Here is an 18,689-nt window from a genome sequence, read left to right as displayed (position 1 = left end):
TTCGAGGTCTTGCGGTGAGCGCTGAACGGCGCAGCGCCGATGGTTTTGCCCTGCAAGTGATGATGGGTCTGTGCCTGATCTGGGGCGTGCAGCAGGTGATGATCAAATGGGCGGCCGCAGACATCGCACCGGTCATGCAGGCTGCCGGACGCTCTGGAATCGCTGCGGTCTTGGTCGCTTTGCTGATTTGCTGGAAGGGTGGTTGGGACCAGGTCGGTAACACTTGGCGGGGCGGTCTGCTCGCTGGCAGCCTGTTTGGCCTGGAGTTTCTGTGTATCTCCGAAGGCCTGCAACTGACCACGGCTGCGCATATGTCGGTGTTCCTCTACACCGCGCCGATCTTCACGGCATTGGGCGTGAACTGGCTGCTACCAAGCGAGCGGCTTCGACCGTTGCAATGGCTGGGGATCTTCCTCGCGTTTGTCGGTATCAGCTTCGCGTTTGCCGGCGGTGTGTCGTTGGACAATCTTGATCGGCGGATGCTGCTGGGTGATGCGTTAGGCGTATTGGCCGGGGCGGCTTGGGGCGCGACCACGGTGGTGGTGCGCGCTTCACGCTTGTCTGAAGCGCCGGCGACCCTGACGCTGTTTTATCAACTGATCGTAGGCTTCGTTGGTCTGCTGGTGATTGCCGCCCTCAGCGGACAGATCAGCCATGTCAGCTTGACTACGGTGGCTGTGGCCAGTGTGCTGTTCCAGGGCCTGGTGGTGTCGTTTTTCAGTTACCTGACCTGGTTCTGGCTGCTGCGCCGCTACATGGCGGCGAATCTGGCGGTGTTCTCGTTCATGACGCCGTTGTTCGGCGTCACGTTCGGTGTGGTGCTGTTGGGTGAGCCGCTGAGTTTCAACTTCGTGGTCGGTGCCGTACTGGTGTTGCTCGGCATCACATTCGTCAGCGCAGAACAGTGGGTGCGACGTCGTTTGCGCAAAGCGCTCGGGCAATGACCGGGCGCAACAATAATCCGCCAGCCAGCAGCAACCCGCTACCGGCAATCATCAACGCTGGCTGCAATCCTCCACTGAAATGGCTGCTTAGTGCTGCCAGCAATGGCCCGCTGAGCTGACCCACGGCGAAACAAGCCGTCAGCAATCCTGCGTTGCGTTGGGTGGTGTGGGGCGCCAGTTCTCGCGAACGTTGCATCACCAGTTGCATGCAGGCCAAAAACGGCGTGCCGCAAAGGATCACACCCAACGCCAGCCCGAGACCGCTGCCCAGCAGGCAAGCGAACACTCCGGCGGCTTGCAGCCATAACGTCGCGATCAACCAATGGCGGGTGGTATTCGGGGTTGTATTAGGGGTGTACCGACGCAAACTGACCAGCACCACGCCGGTGGCCGCGGCCAGGCCGAAGCACGGCCAGAAGAGGTCGGCCTGCCATTGCCCGTGAAAGTGCACATTGGCCATTTGCGAGAGAAAAGTAGCGGGAATGATGTAGCCCAGACCGTATAAGGCGTAGATCAAGCCCAGCCGGGGGATTCCGGCGTTGCCTGAGGTCACGGCAGTGGGCGCCGCGGTCGCACTCGCTGCCGGTTGCGGCAGAATCGGCAAAATCACCAGCAGCATCAGCAGCGCCACACCGGCATATACCAGCCACAGCGTGGCTGAGCTTTGCCCCATCAAATTCGAACCCAGCGCCAGCAATCCTGTCAGAAAAATCCCCATCCCTGGCCCGGCAAATACCAATGCCCCGAGCCGTGGGCGTCCGGCTGCCAGGGCCAGCGGCTGACTCAACGCGGTGATCATCACCAGGACCCAGGCACTGGCCACGCCGGTGCCGAAGCGTAGCAGCAGATGCGACCAGAACCCCGTGGCCCAGAACGAAGCCAGTGTCAGCAGCACGCACAACCACAAACCACTGAGCAAACGACGACGAACCTGCTCGGGACGGCGGGCGAACATCGCGTCCACTGCGCCAATGAAGTAACCGAGGTAGTTGGCCGCCGCGATAAGCCCGGCGGCAGTCAGATCGATCTGACCTTCGCTGATCAAGTGCGGTAATTGCGGGGTAAGGGCGAAGCGGCCAATACCCATGGCCATCATCAAGGCAATGAAACTGGCAAGTAAGCGAATCAGAGGTGACATGGTCTGGATTCCTGCAAAGGAGCAATGACCGTCAGGCTAGGACTGATTGACTTTCTTTAAAAATGAATAATAGTGAGTAACTTGTTCATATTTGGAGAATGGTGTGGAGTTCAGCCAATTGCGCATCTTCCAGGCTGTTGCCGAGGAAGGCTCCATCACCCGGGCGGCCGAACGGCTGCATCGGGTGCCGTCCAACCTGTCGACCCGGCTCAAGCAGTTGGAAGAGCAACTGGGTGTCGAACTGTTTCTGCGCGAGCGTCAGCGCTTGCAGCTTTCGCCTGCGGGCAAAGTCTTGCTGGACTACACCGCGCGGCTGTTTGCCTTGCACGACGAAGCTCACGCTGCGGTGCAGGGCGGCCAGCCGGCCGGTGACTTCGTGTTAGGCACCATGTACAGCACGGCTGCGATTCATCTTCCGGCGTTGCTGGCGCATTATCACCGCACCTACCCGGCAGTGAACCTGCAGGTGCAATCCGGTCCCAGCGGCGAGCTGCTGGAAGGCTTGCTCACCGGTCGACTCGACGCGGCACTGGTGGACGGCCCATTGGAGCTGGCCGGGCTTGACGGTGTGCCGCTGTGCGACGAGAAACTGGTGCTGATCAGCGAGGCCGATCACCCGCCGGTGCGTAGCGCCCTGGATGTGCAGGGGCGCTCCGTGTTCACCTTTCGTCAGGGTTGTTCTTACCGCATGCGTCTGGAGGCATGGTTTGCCAATGATCACGCGGCCATGGGCCGGGCGATGGAGATCGAGTCGTATCAGGGGATGTTGGCCTGTGTGATTGCCGGTTCCGGTGTGGCGCTGATGTCGGAATCAATGCTTGCCAGCCTGCCGGGGCGTGAAAGCGTGGCGGTGCACCCGTTGGCCGAGCCGTTCGCCAGCGCGACCACTTGGCTGATGTGGCGCAAGGGCATGGTCGGCGCCAACCTCAATGCCTGGATCGAGTTGCAACAGGCGGCCAGGCCGGTTCAGCCACTGGAAGTCAGGGCCAGCGCCTGAGTATGACCTGACACATTCGAATTAATTCTGTAACAGATCATTGTCATACCGGGCGAGCATTGCGTAGGACTTCGGACTATTATCTGTATGAAGCGGCTACAGAATCCCGGTCGCTAAGCACTACCCTGAAGGGGGCACCATGAAAGAGAAAATCCAAAACTGGCTCCATGACCTCGGTGTTGCTCTGGGCCTGATTGAACCGCCTCTGCAACCCGTGCCAATCCGCACTGACGACGAGCAACGGCGCCGCGAGCAGCGCCGCCGGTAATCGTTGAGCAGGGGAGTGTGGCAAGCTTGAAAGCATTCCCGGGCGGGCCCGCTCCCACAGACTGTGCGCGATCCAGCCAGGCGCATGGTCTACCGTCGAAATACCGGTGATTGTCGGCGATACATCAATGCCGGGAAATCCTCACTAGAAACCGGCACAAGTCGTTGGCGGTGGTCGCGGTCTTGAGCAGCTGATCTTCCTCATTGGTAAACGCGGTCAGCTCAAACTCGTCTTCGAGATGGAAGATGATGTCCTCTATATCCTGCTTGTCCAAACCCAATTGCTCGAGACTTACGTTGTCATCGAATTCATCGTTGCCGTCCAGCAGACGACTGATGAAGCGATGCACGGCGTTACGAACGGCTGCTCTTTTCATGTTCACTCCTCACGCGGCTCAGATGCTGCTCCTCAAGAGCAGTTTTTTCAGGCGTGAACCGGGAGGAAGGGCGGCGATTTCAGTGCCCATTGTTTTTCGATGGCGTGGCAGATTAGTGGTTGTGTTTCAGTGCGGTTCATACACACCTCTGGCAGGGGAGGTTGTCGTTGTTTTTTGGCCCGTCCCAGGGTTGCGCGATAGCTGTCACAAATGACGCTAGCGATCCTTGTACCGTCTTCCTGCAAAAAACGGCAGTCGCTAATTGCCAGTACCGCACACATTACTCATGCTGACGGCTCCACTCATCAATCAGTGCGCGCAGGCGCTCCCCGGAAAAGCTCGGAAAGTGTCCGCCGTGCACGGTGCGGATTGGTAGCTTGCGCAGGCGCTGCAAGCTTTTCGCATAGTCCTCGAGATTGGAGTGGTAGGCGTTTTCGACCAATGGGCCGTCGTAGATGATGTCGCCGCTGAATAGCGTGCCGGTGGCCGCTTCCCAGAGGCTGATACCGCCCGGAGAATGGCCGGGTGTGTGCAGTACTTGCAGCGTGCGGTTACCCAGGTCGAGCACGTCGCCTTCTTCGATCAGGCGGGTGGCAGGCGCGGCCTTGACCCGGTATTCGGCATAGCACAACGGGCAATCGGGATGAGCCTCGAACATGTCGTCGCCGACGAAAGCCGTGGCCAGGGTGTTGTCGCCATTAGGCTCGGCGAGGATCTGCGCTTCGGCCGGGTGGACCAGGCGTTCGGGGAATTCGTGATGGCCGGCGATGTGGTCGAAATGACAATGGCTGGCCACTGCCAGCAGCGGTCGTTCGGTAAGCCAGGGCAGTTGCTCGCGCAGGCTGACCAGCCCGGAGCCGCTGTCCACCAACAGGTCTTTGTCGCGGCCCTGAATGTGCCACAGGTTGCAGCGGTAGAAGGGCCGGATGTACGGCTCGTGAATCAGACGCACACCATCGCTCAGGTTTTTGACTTCGAACCATTGATCTCGGCTGACGATTTTCATGGCGGGGCTCCTTTAGGGGAGAACCTTCAGGCGAAAAAAAGGGTACGGCAACCGACGCCGTACCCATCGAAGAAAATGGTTAAGCCGTTTCTATTCTCAGATTAGATCGCGTTGGCCACTACCACCGGGCGAGGGGAAAACAGGCTGACGAATACGAAGCTGATCAAACCTACCGCCAGGCTGTAATAGATCGGCGTATTGGCATCCAGACCGTCCTTGAACATGAACGCCAATGCAGTGAAAAAGCCCAGAAACATGCTGGCAATAGCCCCGGCAGTGGTCGCGCGTTTCCAGAAGATGGCACCCATCAGCGGGATCAACATGCCGCCCACCAACAGGTTGTAGGCCAAGGTCAGGGCACAGATCACGTCGTTGACTACCAGTGCGATACCCAGCACCACGAGACCGGTCAGCAGGGTAAACAGGCGATTGATGTTCAGGCTCGACTGTTTGCCGCCGCGCAATCTTGGCAGCAGGTCTTCGGTCAGGGTGGTGGAGGCGGCCAGCAGGCCGGCACTGGCAGTGGACATCATCGCTGCTAGCGCTGCGGCGATCACCAGGCCGCGAAGACCGTCTGGCAAGGACACTTTGACGATCGCTGCGAAGGCGTTGTTGACGTTGTCCAGGTCCGGCAGCAGCACGTGAGCGGCCATGCCGATCAGGGCGCAGGCCAGGCCGTAAGCAATGCAGTAGAAACCGGCGAAGGTGCCTGCGTATTGCGCGACTTTTTCATTTTTGGCGGTGAACACGCGCTGCCAGATGTCTTGACCGATCAGGATCCCGAAGAAGTAGATCAGGAAGTAAGTGATGATCGTGTCCCAGCCGATGGTGGTGAAGCTGAAACTGGACGCTGGCAACTTGGTGACCAACTGATCCCAACCGCCGACGCGGTACAGGCAGATCGGCAGCAGGACGAACATCAGGCCGACAGTCTTGATCACGAACTGGACGATATCAGTCAGGGTCAGCGACCACATGCCGCCGATGGTCGAGTAAACCACCACCACACCACCACCGAGCATCACCGAAATCCAGAACGGCAGGCCGAACAGCACTTGCAGCACGGTACCGATGGCGAGGATCGAGGTCACGCCGATCATCAGCGCGTACGCCAGCATGATCACCGCGCTGGCCTGCCGGGCCATCGGGTTGTAGCGTTTTTCCAGGATCTGGGTGACGGTGAAGATCCGCAGCTTGAGCAGCGGTTTGGCCAGGAACAGGTTCAGCGCGATGATACCGCAGCCCAGTGCGGCGCAGAGCCAGAAACCGGAGATCCCGTGGACATAACCCAGGCGCACGGTGCCGACTGTCGACGCGCCGCCGAGTACGGTGGCGGCCATAGTGCCCATGTACAGGGTAGGGCCGAGGTTGCGACCGGCCACCAGGTAGTCTTCATGGGTCTTGGCCTTGCGCATGCCGTAGTAGCCGAGCACCAGCATGCCGGCGGCATAGATGAGAACAACAAATAAATCCAAAGCCATTACAGCGTGTCTCCGATTGTCTTTTTTATGGTGAAACCAAACTCGAACCTGAGGGAACGGGCTAGCCCGTTCCCTCAGGTCATGTGCTTGAATCAGGATGTTTGTCGTATTACAGGTTTGGCGCGCGAATCCGTGCGCATGCTGCGTGGGTCGTTCGGGCTGAAAACCAATGTCGGCTCAGGGAACAGGCTCAGCAGTGTCAGTTACACCAGCGAAGGCAGACCAGGGGACACCGGCAAGCTGATATCGATGCCGCCAGCCAGGTTTCCCAGCGGGCCGAGGAACTGTCCCGGCAGGTTGACGAAGCACAGACCGACCCGTGCGCCCGGGATCCAGGTAGCTAGGCCGACACCCGTTCGGCGGCAGCTTTCAACACCTGATCACGTTCGCTCATGGTCATTCCTCAGCGGTGGGCAACGCCCGGCAGTACGCAGAGCATTTCGTACAGCAGGTTGGCGCCCAGCAGCGAGGTGTTACCGGTGGTGTCGTAAGGTGGCGAGACTTCTACCAGATCGCAGCCGATCAGGTCGAGACCCTGGCAACCGCGGATGATCTCGATTGCTTGAATGGTGGTCAGGCCGCCGATTTCCGGGGTGCCGGTGCCAGGCGCCCAAGCCGGGTCGATGCCGTCGATGTCGAAGCTCAGGTACACCGGGCCGCCACCGACTTTTTCGCGCACTTCAGCCATCAGTGGTGCCATCGAGTGGTGCCAGCATTCTTCGGCCTGAATCACACGGAAGCCCTGTTTACGGCTCCAGTTGAAGTCTTCAGCGGTGTAGCCCTGAGCCCGCAAACCAATCTGTACCACGCGGTCGCAGTCCAGAAGGCCTTCTTCCGCGGCGCGACGGAAGGTCGTGCCGTGGGCGATTTTCTCGCCAAACATGTGATCGTTCACATCGGCGTGGGCGTCGATATGCACCAGACCGACCTTGCCGTGCTTCTTGTGAATGGCACGCAGGATCGGCAGGGTGATGGTGTGGTCGCCACCCAGGGTCAGGGGGATAACATTGTGCTCGAGGATGTCGTCGTAGGCTTCTTCGATGATGCGCACGGATTCCAGCAGGTTGAAGGTGTTGATTGCCACGTCACCGATGTCGGCGACCGACAGCGAGTCGAACGGCGCGGCACCGGTGGCCATGTTATACGGGCGGATCATCACCGATTCAGCGCGAATCTCACGTGGGCCGAAGCGGGTGCCAGGGCGCAGCGAAGTGCCGATGTCCAGCGGGACGCCGATGAAGGCAGCGTCCAGGCCGGCAGCGGATTGCAAATGGGGGAGTCGCAGCATGGTGGCGATGCCGCCGAAGCGCGGCATTTCATTGCCGCCCAGTGGTTGGTGAAGAATCTTGTCCACGGGTAGGGCCTCATCGTTGTTTTATTTGTCAGGGGGCGATTCTGCGAAATGTAGTGAGCGAGAAGAATCGCTACCGGCAAATACTTAGTTCAGATTTTTCTAAACTAATGGAGTGGGGAAAGATAGACTTTGTGGCAGTGAGATTGGTGGCAGGTTCAAGATCGACCCCTCACCCCAACCCTCTCCCCACGGGGTAGAGGGGGAAAGGGAGCCGATCCTTGTCGTTTTCAAACCTGAGTTCGACTCGATGTTTCAGGTCGCAGTATCTGCCGAATCCACCTCGGTCAGCCCCCTCTCCCCTGTGGGGAGAGGGCTGGGGTGAGGGGTGGTTCTGACAGACAGCACATTTTCCAACTGGAGCCCCCCCATGGCCAACGCTTTACCTGACCTGAAACTATTGCGCATCTTCATCAGCGTGGTGCGGCATCAGGGGTTTGCCAATGCTCAGCAGGAGCTCAACCTGTCGACGTCGGCCATCAGTACTTACATGAGTCAGCTCGAAGCGGCGTTGGGTCTGGTGCTTTGCCATCGCGGCCGGGGCGGTTTCAGCCTGACCAGCAAAGGCGAGTTGTTCCATCAGGAAACCCTGCGTCTGCTCGGCGAGCTGGAAGGCTTCGAGCAATACGCTGCCGCCCTCAAGGGCGAGTTGCGTGGCACGCTCAATCTTGGGGTGATCGACTCGACCGTCAGCGACAAGGCCCTGCCGTTTGCCGAAGCCATTGGCGCCTACAGCCAGGAACACCCGGCGGTGCATTTGCATTTATCCGTCATGAGTCCCTATGAGCTGCAGCTTGGCGTTCAGGACAACCGTCTGGACCTGGCCATCGGTGCGTTCTCCACGCGCATGAGCGGGCTGGTCTATATGCCGCTGTACCGCGAGCAGCACTGGTTGTATTGCAGCAATCGTCATCCATTGTTCACCGAGCGGCGCATTCCCGAGCAAGTCATCACCCAGCAGCGCATGGTCGGTCGCGGTTACTGGAGCCAGGCCGAACTGGCTCGCCACGGCTTCAAGCACAGTGCGGCGACGGTGGAGAGTATGGAGGCGCAATTGATTCTGGTGCTGTCCGGCGCCTACATCGGTTACTTACCGGAGCATTACGCCCAGGCTTGGGCCGACAAGGGTGATTTGCGCGTGCTGCTGCCAGCGACCTTTGGTTATCAGGCACCGTTCTCGATGATCGTGCGCCGTGGTCGCAGCCGTGAACCTCTGATCCAGACCTTCCGCGATTTGCTCAAAGCACAGCTTAACCAGGTCTGATCGGGAGAACCTCATGTCCAGAAGACAATGCGCCCGATGCCTGCGCCCTGAAGCCCACTGCCTGTGCCCGCTGATCCCGCAAATGGACAGCCGCACCCGGGTGCTGCTATTGCAGCATCCAAGCGAGGTGAACCATGCGCTGAACACCGCGCGTCTGGCAGCATTGGGCTTGATCAATGCAGAGTTGATTGTGGGGGAGGTGTTCGAGGATTTGCCTGCGCTGTTGAACCCACCCGGCTATCAAGTGCGCCTGCTGTTTCCGGCGGATGATGCGCAACCGTTGCAGGCCTACACCTCGTCGGATCAACCGCTGCTCTTGGTGGTCCCGGACGGCACTTGGCGCAAAGCACGCAAGTTGCTGCACCTCAATCCGCTGTTGGCGGCGTTGCCGCGCGTGACATTGGCTGAGGACGCGGTGTCGCGTTATCGCCTGCGAAAGGCACCGGGGCCAGGGGCGTTGTCAACGCTGGAAGCGATCGTCCAGGCATTGCAAACCCTTGAAGCACCCACCTCGTTCGAGCCGCTGTTGCGGCCGTTTGAGGCATTGATCGAAGGGCAGATTGCGGCGATGGGGGAGGAGGTTTTTCAGAAAAATCATGGTGGGGAGGGGCGGTAACTTTGAAGGTAGGACCGAGTTGCCTTCATCGCGAGCAGGCTCGCTCCCACATTATTTGATCTGCGGTGGTCACAGATATTGTGTTCACAGGAGATCCACTGTGGGAGCGAGCCTGCTCGCGATAACAATAGACCAATCGCAGCGGATTCCGGCAAAAATCTACCTCTCGCGCATCGCCTCGGTCCTGGCTTTGAGCACTGGTTTAAGCAAGTAATCCAGCACGCTTTTCTCACCAGTGATGATGTCCACGGTGGCGACCATACCGGGGATGATCAGCAACGGTTTGACGTCGCCGCCCAGGTGGTTTTTGTCGGTGCGCACCTGGATCAGGTAGAAGCTGTTGCCCTTGTCGTCGGTGATGGTGTCGGCGCCGATCAGTTCGAGTCTGGCGCTTAAGCCGCCATAGATGGTGTAGTCATAGGCGCTGAACTTGACCATGGCTTTCTGCCCGGGATGCAGGAAGGCTACGTCCTGTGGCCGGACTTTGGCTTCGATCAGCAGGTTGTCTTCAAGCGGCACGATTTCCACCATGTCGCTGCCTGGCTGGACCACGCCGCCGATGGTGTTGACCTTCAATTGCTTGATCACCCCGTGCACCGGTGAAACCACCGTGGTGCGGGTCACCCGGTCATCGATGGCGATGCTCGACGCGGTGATTTTCGACAGGTCGGTGCGTTTTTCGTTGAGCTCCTTGGCTGCGTCCGAGCGGAAGCTCTGCACCGATTCATCGAGCTTGCTCTTGATCTCATTGATCGCCGATTCGGCCCGTGGAATGGCCAGGGTGGTGGCGTTCAACGAGCCACGAATCTCCACTTCACTGCGTTTGAGACGAAGGATTTCCACTGGTGAAACCGCGCCGGTTCCCACCAGCGGCGCCGACATGTTCATTTCCTGTTGCAGCAAACTCAGGCTGGAACTGAACTGGCTCTGTTTGGAACGAAACTCTACCAGTTCCTGGGTTTTTTGCCGAAGTTGTTCCGTCAGTGTGCGTTGCTCGCTGGCCAGGCGACGTTGCCGTTGTTCGAACAGCGAACGCTCGTCTTCTGCCACTTGCGGGGCTTTGGCGATGACCTCGTCGGAGAGCTTGAAAGGCCGACCCTCGGCCTCGGCAGACAGCCGCTCGACCTTTGCGATCAAGGCAAGGCGATCCGCTTCGCTCTCGCCCTTATTGGACAGAAACCGTGTGTCATCGAGGCGCAGCAGGGTATCGCCCTTGTTTACCATTTGCCCTTCACGTACGAAGATCTCGGTGACAATGCCGCCCTCCAGGTTTTGGATCACCTGAACCTTGCTCGACGGTATGGCCTTGCCTTCACCCATGGTGACTTCTTGCAGCACGGCGAATTTGGCCCAGACCAGCGCGGTGATGATCAGCGCCGCGGAGATCCACACTGTCATCCGCGACCAGCGCGGCGAATCCTGCAGCGATGCACCAGCGACGTCGGGCATGAATTCGCTTTCCGCACTTTTGCTGAAGCTGCTGAAATAGCCGCGTGGTCTTGATGAAGCAGGCGATGAACCAGACATAGGCGACTCCTAAACAGCCGCAGTGCCGACACGGCCCTTGCGCAGTGCATCGATGACCGCTTCTTTCGGACCGTCGGCGACGATCCGGCCGTTGTCCAGCACCACCAGCCGGTCCACCAGGCTGAGCATCGAGGTGCGGTGGGTGACCAGCAGCAAGGTCTTGCCCTGAACCCACTTGTGCAAACGTTGGCGCAGAACATCTTCGCTGCTGTTGTCCATGGCGCTAGTGGGTTCGTCGAGCACCATGATCGGCGGGTCGAGCAACAACGCTCGGGCCAGCAGCACCGCTTGACGCTGACCTCCGGAAAGCAACTGGCCGCGCTCGCCCACAGGCCGGTCAAAGCCTTGCGGGTGTTGGCGGGCGAGTTCAGTAACACCGGTCAGCTCGGCGACTTCGAACATCCGCGAGTCGCTGATATAGCGGGCGCCGAGGGTCAGGTTGTCGCGCAGGCTGCCGGCCAGCAGCGGAAGGTCGTGGGCGACATAACCGATTTGCTGGCGCAGGTCGGCGACATCCAGTTGCCGCAGGTCGAGACCGTCGAGCAGCAGTTGGCCTTCCTGCGGTGCATAAAATCCCATGACCAACCGCGCCAGGGTACTTTTGCCCGAGCCGCTGCGGCCGATGATGCCGATTCGTTCACCGGGTTTCATGCTGAAACTGATATTGGCCAGAGCCGGTGCGTTTTGCCCGTTGTAGCGGAAGGTGACCTGGCTGACATCCAGCCCACCCTGCAATTGAGTGCGCTCCAGCGGCCGCTGTTTGGCGTCGCGTTCTTGCGGCAGCGACATCAGCACATCGGTGCTGCGCATGGTCAGTTGGGCTTGTTGATAGCGGGTGATCAGCCCGACGATTTGCCCGAGCGGAGCCAGTACCCGACTGCCAAGCATGTAGCTCGCCACCAGGGCGCCGACGGTGAGGTTGCCGGCGATGATGCTGTAGACCCCGGCGACAATGGTCGCCATGCCGGAGAACTGCTGAATGAACAATGTACCGTTGGCGGCCAGCGCCGACAGGTTGCGCGCGTGGCTGTCCAGTCGGGTCAGCGCGCCGTGTGTGCTTTCCCATTTGTGCTGGCGTTCGCTTTCGGCGCTGCAAGCCTTGAGGGTTTCCAGGCTGCCGAGGGTTTCGATCAGCAGCGCCTGGCGTTCGGCGCCCAGGCTCAGGCTTTTCTTCACGGTGTCGCGCAGGCGGACCTGAATCAGCATGGCGAAGAGAATCGTGATGGGGAAGGCCAGCAACGGGATTACCACCAGCCAGCCGCCGAGCAGGCCGATCACCACCAGCATCAGCACGGCGAACGGCAGGTCGATCAGGCTGGTCAGGGTCACGGCGGTGAGAAATTCCCGCAGGCCCTGAAAGTCGTGGATGCTCTGGGCAAAGCCGCCGATGGTCGCAGGCTTCGCCTTCATCGACATGCCGGTGATGCGCTCAAACAAGGTGGCGGAAAGGATGATGTCGGTTTTCTTCCCGGCCTGGTCCAGCAGGTGGGCGCGGACTACCCGTAGCACCAGTTCGAAACCGGTGCCGATCAACAGCCCGATGGACAGCACCCAAAGCGTCGAAGTCGCCTGATTCGGTACCACGCGATCATAGGTCTGCATAACGAACAACGGCATCATCAACCCCAGCAGGTTGATCAGGAAACTCGCCAAAATCGCATCGCTGTACAGCCAGCGCGACAGCTTCAGCGTGTCGCGGAACCAGGCTTCGACCCGTGGCACCAGTGGCGCGCGCAAGTCTTCGAGTTCATGCCGTGGCCGGGCGAACAGCGCCTGGCCACTGTAGTCATTGGCCAGCTCTTCACGGCTGACCCATTGTTCACCGCCCTCGGCTTCGCTCGGCAGAATCAGCGCCTTGCCGTCGTCGCCCCAGCGTCGCAAGACCGCACAGCGGCCATGTTTGAGGATCAACAGCACCGGCAGGTTGAGTGCCGAGATAGCCCCCAGTTCTCGGCGCAGTAAACGCGCTTGCAAGCTGGCGCGCGCAGCGGCACGCGGTAGCAAGTCCAGGCTCAGACGCTGTTGGGGCAGCGGTAACCCGGCGCTCAGGCTGGCACGGCTGACGGTGCAGTCGTGAAGTTTGCAGAGGATCAATAATCCGTCCAACAGTGGGTCATCGAAGCTCAGGCGCGGATCGACACCAGGGCTACTACCGTGTTCCATGCTGGTCAAATTGAGTTCTCCTTTTACCTACTTCATTTCTGGCAAACGGGCTTCGCTTCTCACTTCTGATTGCGCGATCGCTTCAGCAGGTACCACCACTTTTTCTTTGTTCAACAGCTCGCCCATGTTCGCCAGAACGCGGTACATGGAGAGCTCTTCGGTGTAGCGCACTTCGGTGTAGCGGCGGTTAGCGTTGTACAGCTCGTTTTCACTGTCCAGCAGGTCGAGCAAGGTCCGTTGGCCAAGGCCGAACTGGTCCTGATACGCAGCCCGCACGCGGGTCGTGGTTTCGGCGTATTCACGGGCGGTCGGGGTTTGTTTCTTCGCGTTGACCATGGCGTTCCAGGCCAGCGTGATGTTCTCGTTGAGCATGCGCAGGGCGTTGTTGCGGATGTCCATGGCCTGGTTGATTTTGTGTGCGTCCGATTGCAGGCGAGCTTTGTCACTGCCGCCCTTGAACAGGTTGTAGTTCATCACCACGCCGACCCGCCATTCATTGTCGTGGCCCTTGTCGCCTTGAATATTGTCGTTGGCACCGACTGCTGCTTCGGCATCGAAGCGTGGATAGAACGGTGACTTGGCAACCTCGTACTGGCTCCCGGCGGCATGAACGTCAGCCTGGGCGGATTTCAGGTACGGGTTGTTCTCCAGCATGCTTTGCCGCGCATTGGGCAGAGTGGCGGGGACTTCGCCTCTGATCGAGGGGAGGGTTTCCAGCTCATCGGGCATGCGCCCGACCGCGCTGAAGAAATTCGCCTCAGCATCGGCCAGGTCGACTTCTGCAGTATCGAAGTCGTTTTCCGCCAGTGCCCGACGGGCGCTTGACTGATCGCGGTCGGCGTTGCTGCCCACACCGCGTTCGGTGCGCAGGCCGATCTGATCGTTGATCCGCAAGTGCGCCTGCAGGTTGTTCTTGGCCAGGGTTACCAGTTCACGGCGCTTGAGCACTTCGAGGTACACCTCAATGGTGCGCAAGGCCAGGCTCTCGGCAGTGCCACGGGTGTAGTAAGCCCGGGAGTTGACCACTGATTGGGTCCGCCCGACTTCATTGGTGGTATTGAAACCATCGAACAGCATTTGCCGCAGACGCAGTTCCGACCGGGTGTAAGTCAGGGTTTCAGTGTTGTGATTACCCAGCGCGCGGGTGGTGCTGTTGTCGCTGTAGCCGCGCCCGTAAGCGGCATTCAAATCGACGCTAGGGTAGAAGCCTCCTTTGGCGACTTTCACGTCCTCATCGGCAGACAAGCGATTGTTCTCACTGGCATGCAGTTCCGGATGGTTATCCAGTGTGCTCTGAATCGCTTCGGTCAGTGACATGGCCTGGGCCTGATATGAACAAGCCATGGCCAATAAAATCGCGCTGTAGAGGGGTTTCAAAACGCCCATAGTCCCTGATCCTGATGGTGCTTATTATTGGTCGCCAAATAATTGACGACTTTTATAGGTAAAACCGTTTCAGGTTTGTAACAGAGAGCTAAGAACATCTTGGAGAGAAGCTAAGAAGAATTTCTCATAAGGCCTATATCAAAAAAACGTATGCGCTCTGCTAAATCCAGCACATTGTTCAAACCGAAGACCCCTTGATTTATAAGCTCTAGGGAGCTTTGGCGGTCTGAACGAAAGTTCATCACTTTTTCAATATAGGGCAGGGAAGTGGGGGAGGCGATGACGTTTTTTTGATTGGCATTTTTTTGGCACTGTTCTCAAAAAAACGTGACGCTGCTTTTGCAAGAGGGCTGTCCTGGCGAGAAGCTGATTTCATTCGGTTTTGCCTTAGGAGAAACAACCCACCTGCGAGCCCCGTCGCCAAAAATAGATCGCCAAAATAACGGCGCAGTATCAGCGCAATAACACCCATCTGTCGGAATATTGGCGCATTGCACATTTCCCATCGGGTAACACCTTTACAAAGCCTGACCCGACAACTAAACACCTATCAAACTGATATCAGGAAAGGCCGTCTCCCTGAGTCAGTGCTACTTCAAGACACGGCCCCACCCAGCCATTATTTCAGGAGTCCCTTTTATATGGGTGCTCTCAGTTTATTGCGTGCCATGCGCAGCGCAGCCGCAGGCTCGACCCCACGTTCGCCCAACCTGTCCTGCGGCTCGCTCCTCAAGCGCGGCGAACTTCTCCACCTTCACGATACCGGCGCCCCTCTACCGGCAGCGCCCATCCCGTCAGGCCTGGCAGTCGGCCGCGGCGTCACCCATAACGTCAGCCCATCCGGTTGGTATTTTGCAACCGATAGCAAGCGACAGGTGGGTGGGTTTATTGACTTCGAGATCGTATTCGACACTCCGGGCGACCCTATGAAGTTCAGGGCGCAAGGACAAATTGTGCGCATCGAGCCACAGGGCAGTCGGACCGGGGTGGGCGTGAAGCTGCTCGCCAGCCGGATGGTGCCTGCGGCGTAAGGTGTTCGTGAATTAAGGAAGAGTCCGTTTTGTGGCTGTTGGCAGTCCGTAGCGACTCTTAAAAGAACTGGCATTCTCGGGAGTAAGACATGGCTACCACCACCACAACTACCAGCGGCGGAACCGTTACTTCGTTTTCCAACACGCCGCAGGCAACGGATGACATCTTCACTACGGGTGTTATTGGCACGGGCAGCGCGACCATCACTGAAGATCTGCAGGGGATCGTGTATCTGGACGTCATGTCCAATGATCTCGGCGGCAACGCGAAAACGCTTTGGTCGCTTGATGATGCGCTCAGCGCTTCCACTGCGACCAAGATCTATGCCCCTGCCGACCTCCTGACCCAAGACACGAGCAGAATTGAGGCGCTTGATCCGCTCAGTGGTGACCACAGTCACCAGGGTGCCAAGATCTGGATCACCCAGGATGGCAAGGTCGGATACGACGCCGCTACTTTGTCGGATGCTTTCAAGGCACAACTCCAGGCGCTTGCTGCTGGCGAGTCCCTGACGGACAGCTTTACCTATGCGATTCGTCTCGGTAACGGCACGCTCAGTTGGGCCACTGCGACGGTGCAGTTTGCGGGTCGCAACGACGCGCCGGTGGTGACGGGCACAGTAACCGACAATGCCACCGAGGACGGGCATGCCGTCACGTTGAGCGCGCTAGCACACGCCTCAGACGTCGATCATGGCACGACACTTTCTGTCGTTAACGTCCCGGCCTCTCTGCCTGCCGGCGTGAGCTATGACGCGGCAACGCATTCTTTCACGCTTGACCCGACGAACGCTGCCTACCAACACCTCGCAGCAGGCGCGCCGATGACGGTGACGGTGAGCTTTGGTGTTACCGACGGAATCGCCACGACTCCCGGGTCGGTGTCATGGTTGATTACCGGCACCAACGACGGTCCGGTAGCGGTGGCCGATGTAGCCGCCGGTACGGAGAACCAGACCCTGACGATCAACGTGCTGGTCAATGACACCGACGTCGATGACGGCCACCTGTTCACGCTGAACTCGGCGAGTGCGCCGGCGAACAAGGGCACCGTCAGCGTGGTCGGCAACCAGCTGGTGTTCAACCCTGGGACCAATTTCGATCATCTGGCGCAGGGTGCGGTCGAGCATGTGACGCTCAGTTATCAGATGCAGGATGAACACGGGGCGATTTCGAGTTCCACGGTGGATGTGACCATCACTGGCACCAACGACGCTCCGGTGGCGGTGGCCGATGTGGCTGCCGGCACGGAAAACCAGACGCTGACCCTCGATGTGCTGAGCAATGACACTGATGTCGATGACAACCATGTGTTCACGCTGAACTCGGCCAGTGCGCCAGCAAGCAAGGGCAGCGCCAGTGTGGTCGGCAACCAGCTGGTGTTCAACCCGGGGGCCGACTTCGACCACCTGGCGCAGGGTGCGGTCGAGCACGTGACGCTCAGCTACCAGATGCAGGACCAGTACGGAGCGATCTCGAGTTCCACGGTGGATGTGACCATCACCGGCACCAACGACGCGCCGGTGGTGACAGGCACAGTAACCGGCAACGCCACCGAGGACGGGCAAGCCGTCACGTTGAACGCGCTAGCAGACGCGTCAGATGTCGATGATGGCACGACACTCTCTGTCGTTAACGTCCAGGCCTCTCTGCCTGCCGGCGTGAGCTATGACGCGGCAACGCATTCTTTCACGCTTGACCCGACAAACGCTGCCTACCAACACCTCGCAGCAGGCGAGCCGATGACGGTGACGGTAAGCTTTGGTGTTACCGACGGCATCGCCACGACTCCCGAGTCGGTGTCATGGTTGATCACCGGCACCAACGACGCGCCGGTGGTGACGGGCACAGTAACCGGCAACGCCACCGAGGACGGGCAAAGCGTCACGTTGAACTCGCTAGCAGACGCGTCAGATGTCGATCATGGCACGACACTCTCTGTCGTTAACGTCCAGGCCTCTCTGCCTGCCGGCGTGAGCTATGACGCGGCAACGCATTCTTTCACGCTTGACCCGACAAACGCTGCCTACCAACACCTCGCAGCAGGCGCGCCGATGACGGTGACGGTAAGCTTTGGTGTTACCGACGGCATCGCCACGACTCCCGAGTCGGTGTCATGGTTGATCACTGGCACCAATGACGGCCCGGTGGCGGTGGCCGATGTGGCTGCTGGCACGGAAAACCAGACCCTGACGATCGACGTGCTGGCCAATGACACCGATGTTGACGACGGCCACCTGTTCACGCTGAACTCGGCCAGTGCGCCGGCGAACAAGGGCAGCGCCAGCGTGGTCGGCAACCAGCTGGTGTTCAACCCGGGGGCCGACTTCGACCACCTGGCGCAGGGTGCGGTCGAGCACGTGACGCTCAGCTACCAGATGCAGGACGAACACGGGGCGATTTCGAGTTCCACGGTGGATGTGACCATCACCGGCACCAACGACGCTCCGGTGGCGGTGGCTGATGTGGCCGCAGGTACAGAGAACCAGACCCTCACTATCGACGTGCTGGCCAATGACACCGACGTCGATGACAACCATGTGTTCACCTTGGTCAGCGCCAGCGCGCCGGCAAGCCAGGGCACGGCCAGCGTGGTCGGCAACCAGCTGGTGTTCAACCCGGGGAGCGACTTCGACCATCTGGCGCAAGGCGCCACGGCCAGCGTCACACTCAGCTACACCATGACCGATGAGCACGGCGCGCCCTCGACCAGCAGCGTGGTGGTGACCATCACCGGCACCAACGATGCGCCGGTGGCGGTGGCTGATGTGGCCGCCGGTACAGAGAACCAGACCCTCACCCTCGACGTGCTGAGCAACGACACCGATGCTGACGACGGCCACCTGTTCACGCTGAACTCGGTCAGTGCGCCGGCGAACAAGGGCAGCGCCAGCGTGGTCGGCAACCAGCTGCTGTTCAACCCGGGGACCAACTTCGACCACCTGGCGCAAGGCGTCATCGAGCATGTGACACTCAGCTACCAGATGCAGGATGAACACGGAGCACTCTCGAGTTCCACGGTGGACGTAACGATCACCGGCACCAATGACGCTCCGGTAGCGGTGGCCGATGTAGCCGCTGGCACAGAGAACCAGACCCTGACCCTCGATGTGCTGGCCAATGACACCGATGTCGATGACG

Annotated in this window: 15 protein-coding genes and 1 pseudogene; 7 read left to right on the top strand and 9 right to left on the bottom strand. The window is 59.5% G+C overall.

Going from position 1 to position 18,689, the window contains the following annotated elements:
- Positions 1-14: 14 nt before the first annotated feature.
- Positions 15-944: a DMT family transporter gene (locus ACZYSM_RS24815; RefSeq protein WP_489075597.1), complete on the top strand. Its 930-nt coding sequence runs from the start codon at positions 15-17 to the stop codon at positions 942-944.
- On the opposite strand, the gene ACZYSM_RS24810 is transcribed toward ACZYSM_RS24815, so the two are convergent.
- Positions 892-2,082, bottom strand: coding sequence for an MFS transporter (locus ACZYSM_RS24810; RefSeq protein ID WP_489075595.1), 1,191 nt, complete (start codon positions 2,080-2,082; stop codon positions 892-894). The two genes, ACZYSM_RS24815 and ACZYSM_RS24810, sit on opposite strands and share 53 nt — an antisense overlap.
- Before the next feature lie 103 nt (positions 2,083-2,185).
- On the opposite strand from ACZYSM_RS24810, the gene ptrR reads away from it, so the two are divergent.
- Entirely contained in the window at positions 2,186-3,079 is an 894-nt protein-coding gene (gene ptrR / locus ACZYSM_RS24805) for a putrescine utilization regulator PtrR (RefSeq protein ID WP_489075593.1), read from the top strand.
- Between the two features lie 139 nt (positions 3,080-3,218).
- Complete coding sequence (locus ACZYSM_RS24800; protein ID WP_489075591.1) at positions 3,219-3,347, top strand: PA1414 family protein; 129 nt, start codon at positions 3,219-3,221, stop codon at positions 3,345-3,347.
- A gap of 124 nt (positions 3,348-3,471) precedes the next feature.
- On the opposite strand, the gene ACZYSM_RS24795 is transcribed toward ACZYSM_RS24800, so the two are convergent.
- The 5 genes and pseudogenes from ACZYSM_RS24795 to speB form a co-directional block, all read right to left on the bottom strand.
- A complete protein-coding gene (locus tag ACZYSM_RS24795; protein WP_489075589.1) occupies positions 3,472-3,723 on the bottom strand; it encodes an acyl carrier protein in 252 nt (83 codons plus the stop codon).
- Positions 3,724-4,003: 280 nt separating this feature from the next.
- On the bottom strand, positions 4,004-4,729 hold the full coding sequence (locus ACZYSM_RS24790; RefSeq protein ID WP_489075587.1) for an MBL fold metallo-hydrolase: 726 nt from the start codon (positions 4,727-4,729) through the stop codon (positions 4,004-4,006).
- Between the two features lie 101 nt (positions 4,730-4,830).
- Positions 4,831-6,210, bottom strand: coding sequence for a sodium:solute symporter family protein (locus ACZYSM_RS24785; protein WP_489075585.1), 1,380 nt, complete (start codon positions 6,208-6,210; stop codon positions 4,831-4,833).
- A gap of 92 nt (positions 6,211-6,302) precedes the next feature.
- Positions 6,303-6,557: pseudogene (locus ACZYSM_RS24780) on the bottom strand (cytosine permease); the annotation flags it as partial.
- A 56-nt stretch (positions 6,558-6,613) separates the two neighbouring features.
- Complete coding sequence (gene speB / locus ACZYSM_RS24775) at positions 6,614-7,564, bottom strand: agmatinase (protein WP_419114954.1); 951 nt, start codon at positions 7,562-7,564, stop codon at positions 6,614-6,616.
- A gap of 367 nt (positions 7,565-7,931) precedes the next feature.
- Between speB and ACZYSM_RS24770 the strand changes: the two genes are divergently transcribed.
- On the top strand, positions 7,932-8,825 hold the full coding sequence (locus tag ACZYSM_RS24770; protein WP_489075583.1) for a LysR family transcriptional regulator: 894 nt from the start codon (positions 7,932-7,934) through the stop codon (positions 8,823-8,825).
- 13 nt (positions 8,826-8,838) lie between these two features.
- Entirely contained in the window at positions 8,839-9,441 is a 603-nt protein-coding gene (locus ACZYSM_RS24765) for a tRNA-uridine aminocarboxypropyltransferase (RefSeq protein WP_489075581.1), read from the top strand.
- Positions 9,442-9,600: 159 nt separating this feature from the next.
- On the opposite strand, the gene ACZYSM_RS24760 is transcribed toward ACZYSM_RS24765, so the two are convergent.
- Genes ACZYSM_RS24760 through ACZYSM_RS24750 form a run of 3 tightly spaced genes read right to left on the bottom strand, consistent with a single transcriptional unit; the run spans position 9,601 to position 14,517 of the window.
- Positions 9,601-10,968, bottom strand: coding sequence for an HlyD family type I secretion periplasmic adaptor subunit (locus tag ACZYSM_RS24760; protein ID WP_489075579.1), 1,368 nt, complete (start codon positions 10,966-10,968; stop codon positions 9,601-9,603).
- Between the two features lie 9 nt (positions 10,969-10,977).
- On the bottom strand, positions 10,978-13,140 hold the full coding sequence (locus ACZYSM_RS24755) for a type I secretion system permease/ATPase (protein ID WP_489075577.1): 2,163 nt from the start codon (positions 13,138-13,140) through the stop codon (positions 10,978-10,980).
- Between the two features lie 18 nt (positions 13,141-13,158).
- On the bottom strand, positions 13,159-14,517 hold the full coding sequence (locus ACZYSM_RS24750) for a TolC family outer membrane protein (RefSeq protein ID WP_489075575.1): 1,359 nt from the start codon (positions 14,515-14,517) through the stop codon (positions 13,159-13,161).
- Between the two features lie 641 nt (positions 14,518-15,158).
- On the opposite strand from ACZYSM_RS24750, the gene ACZYSM_RS24745 reads away from it, so the two are divergent.
- Together ACZYSM_RS24745 and ACZYSM_RS24740 are read left to right on the top strand one after the other, a co-directional pair.
- A complete protein-coding gene (locus ACZYSM_RS24745; RefSeq protein WP_489075573.1) occupies positions 15,159-15,548 on the top strand; it encodes a PilZ domain-containing protein in 390 nt (129 codons plus the stop codon).
- A gap of 89 nt (positions 15,549-15,637) precedes the next feature.
- The coding region (locus tag ACZYSM_RS24740) for a beta strand repeat-containing protein (protein WP_489075571.1) at positions 15,638-18,689 on the top strand (3,052 nt) is incomplete at its 3' end.

Source organism: Pseudomonas sp. F220 (assembly GCF_057813935.1).
The sequence above is the reverse complement of the archived record's forward strand: the minus strand, read 5'-3'. Positions and strand labels throughout refer to the sequence as shown.

Coding starts and splice junctions, on each gene's coding strand:
- ACZYSM_RS24800 (WP_489075591.1), top strand. CDS start 3,219: ATGAAAGAGAAAATCCAAAACTGGCTCCATGACCTCGGTGTTGCTCTG.
- ACZYSM_RS24765 (WP_489075581.1), top strand. CDS start 8,839: ATGTCCAGAAGACAATGCGCCCGATGCCTGCGCCCTGAAGCCCACTGC.
- ACZYSM_RS24750 (WP_489075575.1), bottom strand. CDS start 14,517: ATGGGCGTTTTGAAACCCCTCTACAGCGCGATTTTATTGGCCATGGCT.
- ACZYSM_RS24745 (WP_489075573.1), top strand. CDS start 15,159: ATGGGTGCTCTCAGTTTATTGCGTGCCATGCGCAGCGCAGCCGCAGGC.
- ACZYSM_RS24795 (WP_489075589.1), bottom strand. CDS start 3,723: ATGAAAAGAGCAGCCGTTCGTAACGCCGTGCATCGCTTCATCAGTCGT.
- ACZYSM_RS24770 (WP_489075583.1), top strand. CDS start 7,932: ATGGCCAACGCTTTACCTGACCTGAAACTATTGCGCATCTTCATCAGC.
- ACZYSM_RS24790 (WP_489075587.1), bottom strand. CDS start 4,729: ATGAAAATCGTCAGCCGAGATCAATGGTTCGAAGTCAAAAACCTGAGC.
- ACZYSM_RS24760 (WP_489075579.1), bottom strand. CDS start 10,968: ATGTCTGGTTCATCGCCTGCTTCATCAAGACCACGCGGCTATTTCAGC.
- ACZYSM_RS24810 (WP_489075595.1), bottom strand. CDS start 2,082: ATGTCACCTCTGATTCGCTTACTTGCCAGTTTCATTGCCTTGATGATG.
- ACZYSM_RS24785 (WP_489075585.1), bottom strand. CDS start 6,210: ATGGCTTTGGATTTATTTGTTGTTCTCATCTATGCCGCCGGCATGCTG.